The organism is Pseudomonas sp. B6001 (assembly GCF_013386015.1).
Taxonomy (GTDB): Bacteria; Pseudomonadota; Gammaproteobacteria; order Pseudomonadales; family Pseudomonadaceae; genus Aquipseudomonas.
The window spans coordinates 16,377-35,913 of the sequence record NZ_JACAOX010000041.1 but is presented as its reverse complement, the minus strand read 5'-3'; the positions used below and the strand labels follow the sequence as shown (position 1 = coordinate 35,913).

The 19,537-nt window shown below is 61.2% G+C and carries 11 protein-coding genes and 1 pseudogene; 5 read left to right on the top strand and 7 right to left on the bottom strand.

All coding sequences use genetic code 11. The annotated features are described in order from the left end of the window. Positions 1–186: 186 nt before the first annotated feature. Positions 187–2,754 carry a valine--tRNA ligase gene (gene valS, locus HX821_RS29140; protein WP_177037153.1) on the bottom strand — a complete coding sequence of 856 codons (2,568 nt, stop codon included), beginning with the start codon at positions 2,752–2,754 and terminating at the stop codon, positions 187–189. A 140-nt stretch (positions 2,755–2,894) separates the two neighbouring features. Here valS and HX821_RS29135 point away from each other — a divergent pair, with 140 nt between their 5' ends. Continuing rightward, positions 2,895–4,022 (top strand): NAD(P)/FAD-dependent oxidoreductase, encoded by a 1,128-nt coding sequence (locus tag HX821_RS29135; protein ID WP_177037151.1) that lies wholly within the window; start codon positions 2,895–2,897, stop codon positions 4,020–4,022. A 12-nt stretch (positions 4,023–4,034) separates the two neighbouring features. On the opposite strand, the gene HX821_RS29130 is transcribed toward HX821_RS29135, so the two are convergent. From HX821_RS29130 to HX821_RS29115, 4 genes and pseudogenes are all read right to left on the bottom strand, one after another. Then, a complete protein-coding gene (locus tag HX821_RS29130) occupies positions 4,035–4,637 on the bottom strand; it encodes a dTMP kinase (RefSeq protein WP_177037183.1) in 603 nt (200 codons plus the stop codon). Positions 4,638–4,669: 32 nt separating this feature from the next. After that, a pseudogene (locus tag HX821_RS29125) lies at positions 4,670–6,614 on the bottom strand (PAS domain S-box protein). Between the two features lie 96 nt (positions 6,615–6,710). After that, entirely contained in the window at positions 6,711–8,045 is a 1,335-nt protein-coding gene (locus tag HX821_RS29120) for an LLM class flavin-dependent oxidoreductase (RefSeq protein WP_177037148.1), read from the bottom strand. A gap of 23 nt (positions 8,046–8,068) precedes the next feature. Further along, positions 8,069–9,025 carry an ABC transporter substrate-binding protein gene (locus tag HX821_RS29115; protein WP_177037147.1) on the bottom strand — a complete coding sequence of 319 codons (957 nt, stop codon included), beginning with the start codon at positions 9,023–9,025 and terminating at the stop codon, positions 8,069–8,071. 409 nt (positions 9,026–9,434) lie between these two features. Between HX821_RS29115 and HX821_RS29110 the strand changes: the two genes are divergently transcribed. The 3 genes from HX821_RS29110 to HX821_RS29100 all read left to right on the top strand — a co-directional run bounded on the left by HX821_RS29110 (position 9,435) and on the right by HX821_RS29100 (position 15,244). After that, positions 9,435–10,970, top strand: a complete 1,536-nt coding sequence (locus HX821_RS29110; RefSeq protein WP_256349006.1) for an efflux transporter outer membrane subunit — start codon at positions 9,435–9,437, stop codon at positions 10,968–10,970. A 104-nt stretch (positions 10,971–11,074) separates the two neighbouring features. Further along, on the top strand, positions 11,075–12,187 hold the full coding sequence (locus tag HX821_RS29105) for an efflux RND transporter periplasmic adaptor subunit (protein ID WP_008433355.1): 1,113 nt from the start codon (positions 11,075–11,077) through the stop codon (positions 12,185–12,187). Positions 12,188–12,196: 9 nt separating this feature from the next. After that, on the top strand, positions 12,197–15,244 hold the full coding sequence (locus tag HX821_RS29100; RefSeq protein WP_177037145.1) for an efflux RND transporter permease subunit: 3,048 nt from the start codon (positions 12,197–12,199) through the stop codon (positions 15,242–15,244). 36 nt (positions 15,245–15,280) lie between these two features. Here the strand turns inward: HX821_RS29100 and treS are convergent, their stop codons facing one another. Together treS and HX821_RS29090 are read right to left on the bottom strand one after the other, a co-directional pair. Beyond that, complete coding sequence (treS, locus tag HX821_RS29095; RefSeq protein WP_008433350.1) at positions 15,281–17,332, bottom strand: maltose alpha-D-glucosyltransferase; 2,052 nt, start codon at positions 17,330–17,332, stop codon at positions 15,281–15,283. Between the two features lie 122 nt (positions 17,333–17,454). Then, complete coding sequence (locus HX821_RS29090) at positions 17,455–18,237, bottom strand: SDR family NAD(P)-dependent oxidoreductase (RefSeq protein WP_177037143.1); 783 nt, start codon at positions 18,235–18,237, stop codon at positions 17,455–17,457. A gap of 128 nt (positions 18,238–18,365) precedes the next feature. Here HX821_RS29090 and HX821_RS29085 point away from each other — a divergent pair, with 128 nt between their 5' ends. Continuing rightward, positions 18,366–19,514: an aldose epimerase family protein gene (locus HX821_RS29085; RefSeq protein WP_102369085.1), complete on the top strand. Its 1,149-nt coding sequence runs from the start codon at positions 18,366–18,368 to the stop codon at positions 19,512–19,514. Positions 19,515–19,537: the final 23 nt, after the last annotated feature.

Genomic DNA, 19,537 nt, shown 5'->3' with positions numbered 1-19,537 from the left:
TACTGAGTGCTAATGGTAGCCAAGCCACCGCTGGCGACCTATGCCGGATCATCTATGAGGCTTGCCTATTCCTATTCGCTTCTACTCGTACTCTCAATTGTCCCGATGTGGCTCGATTGACGCAGGCTGATGCGTGATCCGGCCCGCCCCAGTGGGTGTCACTGAGGCGGTCGGCACCACTCCACGTTACGTCAGCCAGACATCGACCTGCCGCTCCGCGCCCTCTATAAACACCAAGGCCTCGACCTGCCCCGCCTCTATCAGGTCTTGGCTGACGCCTTTTATCAGTTCAAGCTGCGCGGCGCTGTCGACCAGCTCAACACGTGCTACCGGAGCCTTCATGGATTGGCTGGCGTCAGACTTTGCTTTGCGAATCGCAGACAGCACGCTGCTCAGGCTCATCAATAACTGTTCAACAGCCGCATCAGGGCAAGCGTCCCCTTGCGGCCAGGGCGCCTTGTGCACTGAGCCGCAATTCCAGGATTGCCAGACCTCCTCACACACAAAGGGCAGAAATGGCGCAAACAGTCGCTGCTGCACGCTCAGCGCATGTGCCAATGCATTACGCGCCGAGTAGCCATCGGGTCGATAGGCACGACGTTTGACCAATTCGACGTAGTCATCGCAAAACCACCAGAAGAATCCTTCGATACGCGACAACGCCCCGCTGTAGTCATAGGCCTCCAGCGCGACGGTAGCGTCCTGGACTACGCCACCCAAACGTTCAAGCATGGCTTGATCCAGCGGTTGGTCGATATCCCCGGTGTCATCCTTCGCAAAGCCTTGAACCAACCTCGAAAGATTGAACAGCTTGACGGCCAGGCGGCGGCCGATTTTCATCTGCTGCTCTTCAAAGGCTGTGTCACTGCCGAGCCGCGCCGAGGCAGCCCAATAGCGCACGCCGTCACTTCCATACTGGTCGAGCAAGGCTTGAGGGGTGACCACATTCCCCTTGGACTTGGACATTTTCTTGCGATCGGGATCAAGGATCCACCCGGAAAGCGCGACGTTGCGCCATGGCGCGCAACCGTGTTCAAAATGGCTGCGTACCAGTGTCGAGAACAGCCAGGTTCGGATTATGTCGTGACCTTGGGGCCTGAGGTCCATCGGGTATATTTTGGCAAACAACCCATCGTCCTCTCCCCAGCCGCCGGCAATCTGAGGCGTCAGGGAACTGGTGGCCCAGGTGTCCATGATGTCTTGTTCGCCGATAAACCCGTTGGGTTGACCACGTTGTTCGGGTCGATACCCAGGCGGTGTATCCAGGCCCGGATCAACAGGCAGGCTTGCCTCACTGGCGATAATCGGAGCGCCATGCTCGGCTTCGCCTTGTGCGTCCAGGCGATACCAGAACGGAATCGGCACGCCGAACGTACGTTGACGACTGATTAGCCAGTCTCCATTCAACCCCCCTACCCAATGCTCGTAACGCCTGAGCATGTGCGGCGGATGCCAGTCCAACGCCTGGCCAGCGTCGAGCAACACGTCCCTCAGGTTCGCGTCGCGTCCGCCATTGCGCAAGTACCATTGCCGCGTCGCGAGAATTTCCAAAGGCCGGTCGCCTTTCTCGAAGAACCTTACCGCGTGGTTAATCGGTCGTGGTTCATCTCGCATGGCGCCGCAGTCACGCAACATCGAAACGAGCTGCGTACGAACCTGGGACAGGGTACGGCCGGCCAGGCCTGCGTAGGCCTGTTGGCTGCGCGGAGTCGTCAACCAGGAGGGCGTCTCAAGTAACAGGCGCCCGTCCTTTCCCAGGACTGACCGTGTGGGCAGCTGCAACTCCCGCCACCAAATCACATCGGTTAGATCGCCAAAGGTGCAGACCATCGCCAACCCGGTGCCCTTGCCGGGGTCACCCAAAGGGTGGGCCAGCAGCGGAACGTCCAGGTCAAAAATCGGCGCACGCACGGTCTGCCCGAACCTCGCCTGATAACGAGCGTCGTCCGGGTGAGCCACCAGCGCCACGCATGCCATCAGCAACTCAGGTCGAGTCGTAGCAATCTTCAGTTCGGCACCATCAGCCGCGTCGAAGCCGAGCTCGTGATACGCACCCGCAACCTCGCGCTCCTCAAGCTCTGCCTGGGCTACGGCCGTCTGGAACGTCACATCCCAGAGGCACGGAGCCTCCTGGCTATACAGTTCGCCACGCTGGTAGTTACGCAGTAACGCGCGCTGACTGGCTCGTTGGGAGCGTTCATCAATGGTGGCGTATGAAAGACTCCAATCAACGGACAAGCCCAGTTGCACGAACAGTGCACGGAACGCTTGCTCATCGATGGCCGTCAGCTCATGGCACAACTCGATAAAGTTGCGCCGACTGATGACGGCAAAGTCAGCCCGTTTTAATGGAATTGACTCGGAGGGTTTGAAGCCAGGCTGGTAAGCGGCCAACGAGTCGCAACGTACGCCGTAGAAATTCTCGACCCTGCGTTCGGTCGGCAAGCCATTGTCGTCCCAACCCATGGGGTAGAACACAGCCTTGCCGCGCATCCGCTGGAACCGGGCGATGATATCGGTGTGGGTGTAGCTGAAGACATGGCCAACGTGCAACGAACCTGAGGCTGTCGGTGGCGGCGTGTCGATGGAGAATACAGCGTCGCGTTGGGCGCTGTGGTCAAAGGCATACGTGCCTTCGAGCTGCCAATGCTGAGACCAGCGTGTTTCGAGGTTTTCAAGCGAGGGGGTGACGGTTTGATCGTTTAGAACTTCATCACGTTTAACGGTGACATAGCTTCCTCCTGTCAACATCATGGGGCGCGACAACGGTTGCGCGCCGAAGCAAACTTTATATTCAATCGCCTGCGGAAAGTAAACCCCTTGAACCAGGCCATTTTTTCCAGAAAATAGCGTAAAAACAGTCCGGAAGATTTCTCACATTCAACAGGTACCCTATGCACACCCCCGTCACAATCATCGGTGCTGGCCTGGGCGGTCTCATCCTGGCCCGCGTGCTGTACGTCCACGGTATTGCCGCCACCGTCTATGAAGCGGAACCGTCGGCAACCGCACGCGCCCAAGGCGGGATGCTCGATATCCACGACTACAACGGCCAACTGGCCTTGCAGGCCGCGGGCCTGACGGACGAGTTCCGCGCGCTTATCCTGAAAGGTCGCGAGGCGACTCGGGTGCTTGATTGGCAGGGTGCCACTCTGTTGGATCAACCCGACGACGGCACAGGCGGCCGTCCCGAGGTCATGCGTGGCGAGCTGCGCAAGATGCTCCTCGATTCACTGCCCGCCGGTACTGTGCGCTGGGGCCACAAGGTCAAGAGCGTGCGCGCCCTCGGCGAGGGTCGCCACGAAGTGACCTTCGCCGACGGTACTTGCGTTGCCACCCACCTGCTGGTTGGCGCGGACGGAGCCTGGTCAAAGGTCCGGCCGCTGCTCAGCGACGCTGCCCCCGAGTACATGGGCCGCTCGTTGATCGAAACCTACCTGTATGACAGCGACGCCCGGCACCCGGCCACCTCCAGGGCGGTAGGTGGCGGTGCGATGTTCGCACTTCAACCGGGAAAAGGGATCCAGGCGCACCGTGAGACGGGCGCCACGCTGCACACCTACGTAGTGCTCACCGAATCCCAAAGCTGGTTTGCCACCATCGATTTCACCGACACGGCAACGGCGGCGGCACGGATCGCGCAGGAATTCGCAGGCTGGTCCCCTGCCCTCACGGCATTGATCACCGACAGCGACACCGAACTGGTCTGGCGCCCGCTCTTTATGCTGCCGGTTGAGCACCGCTGGGACCGGATGCCGGGCGTAACGCTGATCGGTGATGCCGCACACCTTGCGGCCCCGAATGGCGAAGGCGCGAACCTGGCCATGTACGATGGTGCCGAACTCGGCAAGGCCATCGCCTCATACCCTGATGACGTCGAAGCCGCCCTGGGCGAATACGAACAGGCCATGTTCCCGCGCAGCGCGCAAATGGCTGCCGAAGGGAATGAACTGCATGAGTTGCTGTTTGGTGACGATGCCCCCTATAGCCTGGTCAGCATGTTCAACGGGGCAAGTGCCTGAACAGGGCTCGGGTCAATCACACTGGAAGGACTCAAGGACGTTATAAATTTCGGCAACCACCTGCCGTGTCGCGCCCTCAATGGTTCCTTCATTCCGGCATAACACCCAGCCGTGATCCGCAACCGCTCGCTCGAACGCCCGGGTACAGGCGACATGTTCTGCCAGCGTGTGGATCACGGTACTGCTCAGTCCGCGCCGGCGTGCCGCGGCCCGTGCCCATGAAATATCAGGGGCAGTGACGACCCCGACATGCAGGTCCGGCACTTGCACGTTTCGATCAATGTTCAACTGCAGGATTTCTGCCAGCGGGACTTCCCGGCGAAACGCGGCATCAGACGGGTACCAGCGGTCGATCAGGACGATGCTGCCTGGAGGCTGTCTAGCCAGCACGTGCCGGGAAATCCACGCGCGGCTATCAGCGAAGCGTTCACAAACCTCCCACTCCAGATCCAGGCCGGGATGCCTGGCGAGTCTGTTAACGAGGGTCATTGTTTCACTTCTGAAGGGATCGCTTTTTCTCTCGCAAAGCCGGATCACCATTCTGTTGTCAGCCCTAAGCGCTTTTGTTACGGACTCCAGCAATGTGGTTTTGCCAGTACCCTTGGGGCCATCCATGGAAACAAACAACGGACGGCCAGCCGCCTGGCTCAACACGGCTTGTCGGTCCGGCTGCGCATGGTTTCGGCGATCACCCTGGCCAGTGCAGATTGATCGAATGGCTTGGGTAAGCGCGTCAATGTGGTCTTGAGGTCCAGGGAGATTTCCGCAAAGCCCGAGGAAAGAATGATGGGAAGGTTGGGATACAACGACTCGATGTTGCCGGCAAGCTCGATCCCGGTCATGTCCGGCATTGCCATGTCTGTCACGACCAGGTCAAAGCACGCGCCTTGCGCCAGGAACGCCAACGCAGCATGGCCGTCTCCTGCCGACACAACAATGGCCCAGGTCTTCAAGCATCGCCCCGGTGCTGATCAGCACCAGCGGGTCGTCATCTACCAGCAGAATCTCGAGGCATTGCTGATGGGCTGCATCGGGTGTATCTGCAGTTGATGCCAGCGCCGCAGACTGTGTGGTGTCGGTCACCGCCACCGGTAACCAGAGCTCTGCGGCTGTGCCCTCTCCTACCCGACTCTTCAGCACAAAGTGGCCCTGTGACTGTGCCGCCAGGCCATGCACCATCGAAAGCCCAAGCCCGGTGCCTTTTCCCGCTCCCTTGGTGGTGAAGAACGGCTCCATGGCCCGTTGCAAGGTCGCGTCATTCATCCCGGGGCCGGTGTCGATGACAGAGATGCAAATCAACCTTTGCGAGTCATTCGTCCCGCCGGGAAACGCATCCTCCCGCGCTGAAATCAGGATCCTGCCCCGACCTTCCATTGCGTCCCGGGCGTTGATCACCAGGTTCATGACGGCCATTTCCAGTTGGCTCATGTCAACCAATACCGGCCGCAGGATCAATGGGAACTGTGTGTCGACGTTGATGCCTGCGCCCAGCATTCGGGACAGCAGGTCTGACATGTTGCGGATCAGATCGCCCACATCCACAGGCTGAGGATCAAGCTCCTGGCGACGGGCAAAGGCCAGCATGCGCTGAGTCAGCGTTGCGCCCCGCTGGGCGCCCGCGATGGCATTATTCAGTAAGGCGCAGGTTCTCGAGTCCTGCGGGACACGCTTCTTGGCGAGTTCAAGACTCCCCAGAATCACCATCAAGAGGTTGTTGAAGTCATGGGCGATGCCGCCGGTGAGCTGGCCCAGGGACTCCATTTTCTGGGATTGGAATAACGCCTCTCGGGTTTCCTTGATCTCCTGTTGAGCCTGGACGCTTTCGGTAACGTCCCGGGTGATCTTCGCAAACCCCACCAGCTCACCCAGTTCATTCTTGATCGGGTCGATAACCACATGGGCGAGGAATCCCGTGCCGTCCTTGCGCAGGCGCCAGCCCTGCCCTTCGTAACGACCTTCCCTGACCACCGTTTCAAGGGCGCGCTGGGGGACGTTGTGGTCTACGTCCTCACGCTGGAAGAACATGGAGTAATGCCTGCCGATGACTTCTGCCGGCCGGTAACCCTTGATGCGCTGGGCGCCGGCGTTCCAGGTGGTGATCACGCCGTTGGGGTCCAGCATATACAGCGCGTAGTCGGTGACGCCTTGCACCAGCAGGCTGAATTGCTGCTCGCTCTGGCGCAGCGCCTGCTCCGCGGCCTTACGCTCGGTCAGGTCCCGTGTGACCTTGGCGAAGCCAATCAACGTGCCGTCGTCGGCGCGTATCGGGTCGATGATCACCAGTGCCCAGAGACGAGTCCCATCCTTGCGGATGCGCCAACCTTCGCCCTCGAAGCGCCCTGACTGCTCGGCGCTCTTGAGTGCCCGGCCCGGCAAGTCCGAGGCCAGGTCTTCCGGGGTGTAGAACAGCGAAAAATGCCTGCCCAGCACTTCACTCTGTTCGTACTGCTTGATCTTTCTCGCCCCGGAGTTCCAACTGCGAATCAAGCCGTTCGTATCAAGCATATAGATGGCATAGTCGACCACTGCGTCGACGAGCAGTCGATACCGGTCGTCCTGATTGAAAGGCCCTTGCGCAGGATGGGATGGCATCAGGAAAGTCTCGGGACAAATGAGTGGCTTGAACCCTCAGTATGTCTAAAAAAATCCCCGGCCCACCAATTTATTCATCTGGACAGTTGTTTTGAGTCAACCGCCGCCGTTGCGCGCAAACCGTGGAATCTTCAATCCCAGGCTTTCCCGCAAGGTCGTACCTTCATAAGCCGTGCGATACACGCCGCGCTCCTGCAACAACGGGATGACCTCGTGCGTGAAGCGTTTGAACTGCTCCGGATGGCCGATGTAGATGTTGAAACCATCCACCGCGCGGGCTTCAAGCCAGTCAGCCATTTTCCGAGCGACGGTATCCGCCGATCCGACAAACGCTCCCGGGCGCAGTTGCCGCCCGAACTCCACCGCCTGGCGCAATGTAAAACCTTTCTCCCGTGCCTGATCGGCAATGCGTTTGGCCGCGGTAAAAAAGCTGCTGCGTGCCGCCTCCAGGCTCTCCTGCGGGAACGGCGCATCAAGGTCGTACTGGCTGAAATCATGCCAGCCGAAATTGCGTCCGAACTCCTTCAGCGCCAGCTCGAAACTGTGGTCGGCCTGATGGTAGTGCCGCTCGATTTCACGCGCCTGTTCATCGGTATCGCCCACATAAATCTCGGCGCCGGGCATCACCAGCAATTGCTCCGGGTCACGGCCATGTTGCAGCGCCCTGCCCTTGATATCCCGATAAAAAGCCTGGCCCTGCTCGATGCTGGCCGCATGGGTAAAGATCACATCGGCCGTGGCCGCACCGAGGTCGCGGCCTTGTTCCGAATCGCCAGCCTGGAAGATCACCGGTTGGCCCTGGGGTGAGCGCTGGATATTCAGCGGCCCGACCACGGAAAAGTGCTCGCCCTTGTGATTCAGGCTGTGGAGTTTGGCGGGGTCGAGAAACCGGCCGGTGGCGCGGTCACGCACGAAGGCATCTTCCTCATAGGAGTTCCACAGGCCCTGCACGACCTGGACGTGTTCGGCCGCCCGGCCATAGCGGGTGTCGTAGTCATAATGTTCGTCGCGGCTGTAGTTGCCGGCGGTACCGGCGTCGCCGCTGGTGACCACGTTCCAGCCGGCGCGGCCTTTGCTGATCAGGTCGAGTGAGGCCAGGCGCCGCGCGACGTTATAGGGCGAGTTGTAAGAGGTCGTCAGCGTACCGACCAGGCCCAGGTGCCGGGTGCTTACGGCAAGTGCCGATAACAGCGTCAGCGGCTCCAGCCGGTTCAGGTAGTGGGATGGCGAACCCGGTGTGATGAATTGGCTGTCGACGATGAACATCAAGTCGAACAATGCCGCCTCGGCCTGGCGTGCAATGTCGATGTACCAGTCGACGTTGACGCTGGCATCGGCCGGCAGTTGAGGGTCGAGCCATAGATTGTGGCGGCCGGGCCCGCCGCAGCCCATGGTCAGGGCGCCCAGTTTGAGCTGTCTTTTTTGGGTCATGTCTGACGTATTCCTTGAAGCGTTCAGGGCTGAATTTTGGCGACGGCAGGCTGCAAGGACGCCGCGAAGGAGTCGTCGAACAGCTTGGCTGCCGGGTAAGACTTGACCAGTCCCTGGCTTGCGAAAAAGTCCACGGTCTTTTGTGCTTCTACAGGCGACTGGGCTGTCACCGGTTCGACCGTCGTGCGTGCCCGGGCAAACCAGGCGCGGGCAATGTCGGCATCTGCGCGGGTGCGCTTGGCCCAGGCATCTGCATACGCGTCGGCGTTGGCCGGGCTTTGGCGTGTCCAGTCACGGGCTTTCTTCAGGCGCTGGAGAAAATCGCTGATTTGCGCACGCTTGTTATCGACGGCTTTGGTGCTGGCGGCAACGAAGCTCTGGGCCGGGATCAGCCCGTCTGCGGTCGCCAATACCCGTGCACCCTGGCGTTCCTGTTGGGTGACGTAGGGTTCCCAGGTGGCGATGACGTCGACCGAACCGCCTTCCAGTGCATGGGAAGCATCCAGTGCACTGAGGTAACGCAACTCCAGGGCGTCTTTCGGCACGCCGGCCTTATCCAGTGCGGTCAGCAGCAGTTGCTGGCTCCAGGAGCCTTTCCAGATGGCGGCGCGCTTGCCTTTGAGGTCCGCAAGGCTGTGGATCGAGGAATCCTTTTTCACCAGGATGGCCACGCCCTCGAGGTTTTGCCGGCTGATGGCAATCACCTTGATCGGTGCGCCGAGTGCACCGAGGAACAGCACGGGCGCATCGCCGAGCAGGCCGATGTCGAGGCTGTTGGTATTGAGGGCTTCCGCCACCGGAGACCCGGCGGTGAATTGCTTCCATTCAAGGGTGTAGGGCAGATCATCCAGCACCCCCGCCGCTTCCATCACGGCCTGGGCGTTGTAGCTTTGGTCTCCGACCACCAGCGTTTGCGCGTTCGCGGTCAGGCACAGCAGCGTGGCGGCCAACCCGGCCGCCAGTTTTGTCAGGTAACGCACGTTCGTCTCCAGATGCCTTCTCAAGCATTGAAAGTCGATCCGCGCGTGCGGTCTCGGCAGTGTTCGTAGGGAGGGCTACGATGAGGGGCTGACGGCTGCATGTAAAATACTTATAACGCATAACCTAATTCGATATTAATGCGTTAAATGCATTTTTGTGGGTGGTCGGCGCGCACGGACATTGCGTACCCGCCTGCACCACCTACACTGATTTGAATTCGGCGACTCTCGCGCCATTTTTTCAGCCGTATGGCCCGATGCCCGCGCACTCATTGCTCAACAAATAAAGCAGTTAACCAACTGATTAATCAGAGTAAATATGAAAGAGCAGCCTCGGCAGCTTGCATCGGCACCGCAACCAGTGGCGCACAGCCGCGCCCTTTTTCGACCACCCCACCTTCTGGCTCCGTTGAGCCTGCTGTGCATCGCCCTCGCCGGATGCACCGTCGGGCCCGATTTCGCGCGCCCTGAGGTGCCGGCGAACGCCGATTATTCACGAGAAAAACTCACCTCCACCGCCAAGGCCGATATCGACACCGGCGGTGCGGCGCAGCGGTTGATCGCCGGGATGGATATTCCCGGGCAATGGTGGACGCTGTTCCGCTCGCCGGAACTGAACGCGCTGGTGGAGGAAGCCTTGCGCGCCAACCCGGATGTCACCGCCGCGCAGGCGGCATTGCGCCAGGCCAACGAGCTGGTCTATGCCGACCAGGCGTCGCTGTTTCCCTCGGTGAGCGGCAACGTGCAGAAGGCCCGCGAGAAAGTATCGGGCGTCACCTCGGGCCTGCCGGAGTCGCCGATTCTCACGGTGAGTTCGGCGTCGCTGAGCGTGTCCTACGCCCCGGATGTGTTCGGCGGCACGCGCCGGCAAATTGAATCCACCTCGGCGCAGGCCGAGTACGAACGCTTCCAGTTGGAGGCGACCTACCTCACCTTGACCTCCAATGTGGTGAACACCGCAGTCAGCCTGGCCTCTATACGCGACCAGATCGCCGCCACCGAAACCATCATTCGGCTACAGAGTGATCAGCTCGACGTCCTGCAGGCGCAGCGCCGGCTGGGTGCGATCGGCGACTCCGACGTGCTCACACAGCAGACCGCGCTGGCGCAAACCCGTGCCACCTTGCCGCCCCTGCAAAAGCAGTTCGCCCAGACCCGCAACCAGTTGATGGCCTACCTCGGCCGGTTTCCCAACCAGGACCGGGACGAGCGCTTCAACCTCGCCTCCCTGCACCTGCCCGAAGAACTGCCGCTCAGCCTGCCTTCGGCCATCGTTGGCCAGCGGCCCGATGTGCGTTCCGCGCAGGCGCAACTGCATCAGGCCAGTGCCAATATCGGCGTGGCCGTCGCCAATCAGTTGCCCCAGTTCAGCATTACCGGGTCGGTGGGCTCCACGGTGGCCAGCGGGACCAAATTGTTTTCGGCGGGCAGTGGGGTCTGGAGCCTTGCCGGGTCGATCACCCAACCGATCTTTGATGCCGGCGCACTCGAACATCGCAAACGCGCTGCCGTGGCCGCCTATGACGAGTCGGCAGCCCGCTACCGTGGCACGGTGATCGGCGCGTTCCAGGACGTGGCCAACGCACTGCGGGCGCTGGAGGCGGATGCCGATGCGCTCAACCAGCAGGTGGTGGCCGAGCGCTCTGCCCAAGCCAACCTGGACCTGGTGCAGGCGCAGTTCAAACTCGGTGCCGTGGCGTACATCAACCTGCTCACGGCCCAGCAAACCTACCAGAACACCGTGCTGGCCCGGGTCAGGGCGCAGGCCTCCCGCTACAGCGACACCACCGCGCTCTTCCAGGCATTGGGTGGCGGATGGTGGAACCGTACCGATGTGGACCCTGCCACCAAGGGCCGGCCTGATCGGTTCGGCCTGCCTTCGTGGAACGAGATCATGCCGGCCAGGAACGAGGCAGCGCCTGCCGATTCGGCACGGTTCAACTGAACTGAACTCTTGAAACAGCGAGAACATCCATGGCTGACGTCATAACCGCCTCTCCCCTGCCCACCGAGCCCGGCGCACCGCGCAAGCGCCGACTGTGGCGGCCGATGATCATCATGATCGTGGTGGTGCTGGTGATTGTGGCGATCATTGCCGGGGTGAAGTTCGTGCAGATTTCGGCGCTGATCGCCCAGTCGAAAATGCCCCTGCCCGCCTCCGTGGTCACGGCCATGAAGGTGCCGTTCAGCGACTGGCAACCGAATGTCAGCGCCGTGGGCTCAATGAAAGCGGTCAGGGGGGTGGATGTGACCACTGAAGTGGGCGGCATCGTGCGCACCATCGGCTTCACGCCCGGGCAAGAAGTGGCGGCCCAGGCGCTGCTCGTCCAGCTGAATGCCGACTCGGACATCGCGCAATTGCATTCCCTTGAGGCCACGGCCGACCTGGCGGTGATCGTCCTCAAGCGTGACAAGGCGCAACTGGCGGTTAACGCCATCTCCCAGGCACAAGTGGACACTGACACCGCCGACCTCAAAGCCAAGCTCGCCGCCGCCGAACAACAGCGCGCGCTGGTGGCGAAAAAAACCATCCGCGCACCGTTTGCCGGGCGCATCGGCATCACCAGCGTCAACCCTGGCCAATACCTCAACCCCGGCGACAAGATCGCCACGCTGCAAACCTTCGATCCGATCTACATCGACTTCACGGTGCCCCAGACTCAAATGGAGGCCATCGCCATCGGCCAGGGGGTTTCGGTAACGGCCGACGGCCTGTCGAATCAAACCTTCACCGGCAAGATCAGCACCATCGACACCCAGTTCGACGCCACCACGCGCAATGTCACCGTGGAAGCCACCGTCGACAACCCCAAACAGAACCTGGTGCCCGGGATGTTTGCCCGCGCCGTGGTCAACTCCGGTGCGACGCAGCGCTACCTCACCGTTCCGCAGACATCGGTGACCTACAACCCTTACGGCACCACAGTATTCATTGCTACATCGAGCAAGAACGACAAGGGTGAGGAAGTCCTCACCGCGCAACAGACTTTCATCAAGACCGGGCCGACCCGGGGCGATCAGGTGGCGATCCTGTCGGGCGTGAAGGAAGGTGACCTGCTGATCACCAGCGGCCAGATGAAGCTCAAGAATGGCTCGCCGGTGAAGGTCGATAACAGCGCCGCGCCGCTGAACGATCCTGCGCCGACTCCCCAAGAACACTAAAGGTGTCCCATGAAGCTTACCGATACCTTTATCCAGCGGCCGGTCTGGGCGATTGTCGTCTCGCTGTTCATCCTGATCCTGGGGCTGCGCTCGATCTTCGAATTGCCGGTGAACCAATGGCCACGCACCGAAAATACCGTGGTCACCATCACTACCGCCTACTACGGCGCGGACGCCTCCACCGTTGCCGGCTTTATTACCCAGCCGCTTGAATCGGCCATCGCCCAGGCCCAGGGCATTGACTACCTGTCTTCAACGAGCATCACCGGTGTCTCGACGATTACCGCCACGCTGCGGCTGAATTACGACGCGAGCAAGGCCCTCACCGAGATCAACACCCAGGTCAACTCGGTCAAGAACCAACTGCCGGCGCAGTCCCAGGAACCGGTGCTGACGGTGGCGGTCGGGCAGACCACAGACGCCATGTACCTGGGTTTCTACAGCGACACCCTGCCCACCAACAACATCACCGACTACCTGGTGCGGGTGGTCAAGCCCAAGCTGGACTCGATCCAGGGCGTGCAAACCGCAGAAATCCTCGGCGGGCGCCAGTTCGCCCTGCGCGCCTGGATGGACCCGAACAAACTGGCGGCGCATAACGTGACCGCCCAGGACGTGTCCACCGCCCTGGCCAACAACAACTACCTGTCTGCCGTCGGTTCCACCCGTGGGCAAACGGTGACGGTCGACCTGACGGCCGGGACCGACTTGCACACGGTGGATGAATTCAAGCGGCTGGTGGTCAAGCAGAAAGGCGATGCCCTAGTGTACCTGGAGGACGTGGCCACCGTCACCCTCGGCGCCGAAAGCTACGACAGCAGCGTGGCGTTTTCCGGCAAGCGTTCGGTGTTCATCGGCATCAAGACGGCGCCGACTGCAAATATCCTGACGGTGGCCGACAGCGTGCGCGAGGCCTTCCCCGAGCTGCAATCCCAGTTGCCCACCGGGGTACGCGGCGAGATCGTGTATGACTCCACGGAGTTCATCAACACCTCGATCTATGAGGTGGTGAAGACCCTGGTCGAGGCGATGATCATTGTGTCGGTGGTGATCTACCTGTTTCTCGGCTCGTTCCGCGCGGTGATCGTGCCGCTGGTGGCGATCCCGCTGTCGCTGGTCGGGACCTTCTTCATCATGTACCTGCTGGGGTACTCGATAAACCTGCTGACCCTGCTTGCCCTGGTATTGGCGATCGGCCTGGTGGTGGACGACGCGATTATCGTGGTGGAAAACGTCGACCGGCATATCAAGGAAGAAGGCAAAGGCGTGCTGGAGGCTGCGCTGGTTGCCGCGCGGGAACTGGGTGGGCCGATCATCGCGATGACCGTGGTGCTGATCGCGGCCTACGTGCCCATCGGGCTGCGCAGCGGCCTTACCGGTGCGCTGTTCAAGGAGTTCTGTTTCTCGCTGGCGGGTGCCGTGACTGTGTCGGCCGTGGTGGCGTTGACGCTTTCGCCGATGATGACGTCCCGGCTGTTCAAGACCGGGCAGGAAGAAGGTCGTTTCGCCCGCAAGCTCGATCAGTACTTTGACTGGTTGCGGGGCCGTTACCACCGCGTACTCTCGGGCGGCCTGAACGTATGGCCGGTGCTGGTGACGTTTGGTTTTGTGCTGTTCCTGTTGGTGGCCGCCAGCGGCATGACCGCCAAAAGCGAACTGTCGCCCACCGAGGACCAGGGGCTGGTGTTCATGCAGATCAAGGGCCCGCCCACCGCTTCGCCGCAGCAGATGGAGCGCATCGCCGACCAGGCCTTCCAGATCGCCAACAAAGAGCCGGAATACGCGCAGATGTTCCAGCTGACCGGGTTGCCTATCCTCAACCAGGGCCTGGGCGGTGTGCTGCTGAAAAACTGGGGCGACCGCTCGCGCTCCCAAGCCCAACTGATATTGGAACTCCAGCAGAAATGGAACCAGGTGCCGGGCGCCACCATCGCCGCCTTCCCCCTGCCGTCGCTGCCGGGCGCCCAGGGCTTGCCGGTGCAGTTCGTGATCACCACCACCGACTCGGTGGAAAACCTCAATGAAGTCGCCCAGGCCGTGGTGGTCGAGGCCCAGAAACAACAGCTGTTCTATTTCTCCGACATGGACCTGAAACTCGACAAGCCACAAGCCAAGCTGGTGGTGGACCGGGAAAAAATCGCCGCACTGGGCATGACCCAGGCCGACGTCGGTGCGGCGCTGTCCGCGGCACTGGGCGGCAACTACGTGAACTACTTCTCCACTGCCGGGCGCTCGTACAAAGTCATTCCCCAGGTGTTGCAGGTTGATCGCCTCAACCCGGACCAGATTCTCGATTACTACATCCGCACCCCATCCGGCAGCATGATCCAGGCGCGCACCGTGGCGCATATCGAAACCTCGACCCAGCCGGAATCCATCAACCACTTCCAGCAGCTCAACTCGGCGACCCTGTCGGGCGTCAGCGGCGTGGCCCAGGGCGAACTGCTGGCGAAACTGAACACCATTCTGACCAATATTGCGCCGTCGGGTTACACCTCGGACTTCTCCGGCGAATCACGCCAGTTCATGCAGGAATCCGGCGGGTTCTTCGGCTTGCTGATGTTCTCGATCCTGATCGTGTACCTGGCCCTGGCGTTTCAGTTCGAGAGTTTCCGCGACCCGGTGGTGATCCTGTTCTCGGTGCCCCCTGCACTCTTCGGCGCGTTGGCGTTTATCACCATGGGGTTTGCCTCGATCAACGTGTACACCCAGGTGGGGCTGGTGACGTTGCTGGGGTTGATCACCAAGCACGGGATCCTGATCGTGCAGTTTGCCAACGAGTTGCAGCGCGCCGGTCACAGCAAGCGTGAGGCCATAGAAGAAGCGGCCGGCGTGCGTCTGCGGCCGATCCTGATGACCACCGCCGCCATGGTGCTGGGCGTGGTGCCGCTGGTGTGGGCCTCCGGTGCCGGGGCTGCGGGACGGCATGACATGGGCCTGGTGATCTTCGCCGGGTTGTCGATCGGTACCGTGCTGACGCTGTTCATGGTGCCGGCGATGTATATGTTCATTGGCTCCACGCACCATCAGGAGGCGGAACAGCCGGTCCCCGTGTAGGAGCGAGCTTGCTCGCTCCTGCAGTGGATCAGTGGGTCAGATCACTACCCGCAGCGCCAAGCCTTCATACGCATCCAGGGTGATGGTGAAATCACCCTCGGGTGTCAGATCGCCCTCCACCCGCTCATTGATGATGTCCACCACCGGCCCGGGCGCAATATCGGGCAGGTGCAGGGTTTCCGTAATCGGCGTCGAGCCGAAGTTCAGCGCCGTGATCTGAGTACCTTTGCCCGCCGGCAGCTCGTGCACCATGATCAACAGCCCCGGGTGCTGCACATCCGGCACCAGGATCTGGCGGCTGGCGGCGATGTCGTAGGCTCGGCGCACCGCGAGGATTCTTTGCAGTTGCGAGGCAAATGAATCCGGGTCGGCCAACTGGCTGATCAGGCTGCCATACAAGGTTTTCGGGCGCGGCATCTGCCCGGCGGATTGCTCCGCATCCGGATTCAGGTCCACCAGGTCATAGGCGCCGCGATGGATCCAGCGTGTGTCGCCATCCAGCATCAAGTGGGCCACCTCCTGCGCCGGTAACGGCAATGCGCCCACCAGGTCCCAGCCGGACAGTGCAAACACCCCCGGTTGCATCGCGTTGTACATCACCAGCAGCAGGTGAATCTGGCGGATCTGCTGGATATCCGCCGGGGTAATCGCCTCAAGGTCGCGAATACCCAGCGCCGCCGTGATGATGCTGGCGGTGGTGCAGGACACGCCGTTGGTCACGAACTTCAGGTTATACGGCGCGTGTTCGCCAGCCAGGCGTTCGTACATCTGCTCACGGATATGCTCGCGCAGGATGCCGCCGGGAAAGGTCTGCCCCTGATAGAGGTAGGTGTCATGGGCGTGCAACGTCCAGAAGTGCACCAGTTCCAGGGTCAGCTCGTCATGGTTCTGCAAGGCATGGATCAGCGAGCCGGGGTCGATGCCCAGGGTGTGCATCTCCCGCAGCATCAGGCGCAGGAATTCGGTGTCGCCCATCAATAACGCGTGCTGGTAAGCCGGGCGCGTGATGAAGTCGTAGGACAGGTCTGCGCCGCCGTGGGACATGGCGGCGATGTCGTCCACCGTCAGGTTCAGTTCCTGGAAGCTGAAACCGCCCGCCTTGCGAATCGCGCCGCCCAGGATCTGGTTGCCGGTGATGGACAGCGGATGGCTTTCAGACCAGGCGTTACCTTCCAGTTTTCGTTCCACGCCAAGGAAACCGTTGGCGTCCAGGCGCAGGATCTTCGCCCCCATCACGTCGATGGCGTGCAGGGCATCGCCAATGATCATCTGCTGCGCGGCGAAGGTCGGATCCAGCCAGTTCAGCGACGGCTGCCCTTCCTTGAAGTAATGCAGGTACACCCAGCGCCGGGGCTTGCCGTCCACGCCGATGACCACATCGGTCGCGCTCCAGTCGGTTTCCTTGACCCCGGGCTCGAAGAAGATCACCCGTTGCAACTGGCCGACGATGTAGTGCTTGTCCCTGAGCACGTCGACCTGCTGCGGGCTGAGGTTCTGCGCATCGCGGCCCTCGCTGATATCGGGCAGCAGCGGCCAGTCTTCCTCGCGGATCTCCACCATGTGATAGAGCCCGGGATAGTCTTCGTAGGCCATCTCGGCCAGGCGGAAGTCCGCGCCCTTGCCGGTGTGGGACGGGATCACATCGTCGATGATCACTGCGTTGTGCGCGGCGGCCATGCGGGCCAGCGCCTGAAGCTGGGCTTCGGTGCCCAGTTGCGGGTCGATGTCGAAGCTGATGCGGTCAAAATTGCCGTCAATGGTGGGAGTGTGCTCGGTGCCGGATAGACCGCCCGAGCGTTTCAGCGGGCCGTTATGGATGCCCTGTATGCCGATTTTCGACAGCGCGTGCCACAAGGTTTCATCGCCCAGGGCCTCCAGTACGCTGCCGTTCTCGCGGGTGACGATGGACGCCGGATAGGCCGTGAACCACACCGATGCCAGGGCCGAAGCATCACGGGGCCGGGTATGCGCATACGGCTGTTGCCACAACCGGCCTTGCCCCGAATAAAGCCTGGCGCGCTGCTTGGCGGCATGCAGCATCGATTGTTCCACCAGCCAGGCCACATGTTTCTTATCGGCGTCCGTCATAAATCAATCACCTGCACCCATGAAGTAGTCGGTTGCGGTGGCTGCATATGAACCACCGTTCGTTACTGTATGAGGCCCCGGGCGGCGATTCGTTGCATCCGGGATGGCGACCCTTCCCCGGCCTAGACCCAGCCGCCGTCCACAATGAAGTTCTGTGCGGTACACATCGCCGATACATCAGAGGCCAGGAACAGCGCCATATTGGCGATATGTTCCGGCTCCACACTGCCCGGCAGGCACTGGCTGCGGGCGATCAACTCCCGGGCCGCGTCATCCACCCACATCGCCAGTTGTTTCTCGGTCATCACCCAGCCCGGCACCAGCGTATTGACCCTGATACGGCTGGGCCCAAGCTCCCGCGCCAGGGCCCGGGTCATACCGTGGGCGGCGGCTTTGCTGGCGGCGTATACCGGGTAGCCGCTGGAAGCCATCATCCAGCCAATGGAACCCAGGTTGATGATCGACCCGCCGCCTGCGGCCTTCATCATCGGCACCACGGCCCGGGCCGCGAAAAATGCGTGCTTCAGGTTGACCGAAATCAGTTGGTCGAACCGCTCCGAGTCGATTTCATCCAGGGTGTGCCGAACGTCATTGGCGGCATTGTTCACCAGCACGTCGATCGGCCCAAGGCTCTGCGCCAGGCACGCTATCGCGGCCTTGTACGCGATCTCGTCGGTGATATCGCAATGGGCGAATTCGACGGCATGGCCCTCGGCCGACAATATCGCCGCCAATCGGTCGCCCTGCCCTTGCGCCCGGTCCACGAAGGCTACCTTGGCCCCCTGGCGTGCGAAGGCACGCACCATGGCCTCGCCTATCCCGGAAGCACCGCCGGAGATCAGCACGGTTTTATCCCGCAGATCCGGGTACATCGCCTGCGCGCCGGGCTGTTTTTCAGTGTTCATGGGGCAGTCACTCCGCTGTATTTAGTCTTATTTTATATTGCATGTTTTGCGTTATTGGCTATAAATCAGCCCTGCAGCCGAATAAATAGTAGAACTATTTAATTAACAACAATAAAGGTAGCTCAGTCATGCGGCAATCCCGATTCCTGCTTACCGGCCTTGGCCTCTCCCTGGCGGTGGCCAGCCTGGGCGCTCAGGCGGCTGGCTTGTCCAGCGAACACAAACCCTTCGGCAAAACCAATGACGGCACCGCCGTCGAGCAGTATGTATTGCGTAACAGCCATGGCGTACAAGCCACGGTCATCACCTATGGCGCGGTCTTGCAGTCGCTGAAAGTACCCGACAAACACGGCCAGTTCGCCGACGTGGTGCTGGGCTTCGATGACGTCCAGGGCTACCAGGCCGGTACCGCGTTCTTCGGCGCGACCATCGGCCGTTTTGGCAACCGCCTGGACAAGGGCAGCTTTGAACTGGACGGCAAACGCTATCAAGTGCCCCTCAACGACGGGCCGAACTCGCTGCACGGCGGCCCGCAAGGTTTCGACAAGCATGTGTGGAAAGCCCAGCCGGTCAAGCAGGACGATTCGGTGGGCGTGACCCTGAGCTACCTGTCCAAGGACGGCGAGATGGGTTTCCCCGGCAACCTGAAAGTCGATGTCACCTATAGCCTCAACGACAAGAACGAACTGCACATCGACTACAAGGCCACCACCGACAAACCCACGGTGCTCAACCTCACCAACCACAGTTACTTCAACCTCGCCGGCGCCGGCAGCGGTGATGTGCTCAAGCAAGTCGCCACCCTGCATGCCAGCCATTACACCCCGGTCAACAGCACCCTGATTCCTACCGGCGAACTGGCCCCGGTCGCCGGTACGCCGATGGACTTTCTCAAGCCCACTGCCATCGGCCAGCACATCAAGGACGATCATCCCCAGCTGAAATTCGCCGAACCTAAACAAGGTGGCTTTGACTTCAACTGGGTGCTGGATGCCAAGGGTGATATCGGCAAACTGGCCGCCGACGTTCGTGACCCGCAGTCCGGTCGCCGCTTGCAGCTGTATACCAGCGAGCCTGGCGTGCAGTTCTATACCGGCAACTTCCTCGACGGGACGATCAAGGGCAAGGGTGGCAAGCCTTACGCCCACTGGAGTGCGTTCACCCTGGAAACCCAGCATTTTCCCGACGGCCCCAACCAGCCGAGCTTCCCCTCTACCCGTCTCGATCCTGGCCAGACCTACACGCAGAATACCGTGCTGAAATTCTCTGCTGACTAAACCTGTGGGAGCTGTCGAGCTTT

Coding starts and splice junctions, on each gene's coding strand:
- treS (WP_008433350.1), bottom strand. CDS start 17,332: ATGACGGACGCCGATAAGAAACATGTGGCCTGGCTGGTGGAACAATCG.
- HX821_RS29120 (WP_177037148.1), bottom strand. CDS start 8,045: ATGACCCAAAAAAGACAGCTCAAACTGGGCGCCCTGACCATGGGCTGC.
- HX821_RS29105 (WP_008433355.1), top strand. CDS start 11,075: ATGATCATCATGATCGTGGTGGTGCTGGTGATTGTGGCGATCATTGCC.
- valS (WP_177037153.1), bottom strand. CDS start 2,754: ATGATGTTGACAGGAGGAAGCTATGTCACCGTTAAACGTGATGAAGTT.
- HX821_RS29130 (WP_177037183.1), bottom strand. CDS start 4,637: ATGGATGGCCCCAAGGGTACTGGCAAAACCACATTGCTGGAGTCCGTA.
- HX821_RS29135 (WP_177037151.1), top strand. CDS start 2,895: ATGCACACCCCCGTCACAATCATCGGTGCTGGCCTGGGCGGTCTCATC.
- HX821_RS29100 (WP_177037145.1), top strand. CDS start 12,197: ATGAAGCTTACCGATACCTTTATCCAGCGGCCGGTCTGGGCGATTGTC.
- HX821_RS29085 (WP_102369085.1), top strand. CDS start 18,366: ATGCGGCAATCCCGATTCCTGCTTACCGGCCTTGGCCTCTCCCTGGCG.
- HX821_RS29090 (WP_177037143.1), bottom strand. CDS start 18,237: ATGAACACTGAAAAACAGCCCGGCGCGCAGGCGATGTACCCGGATCTG.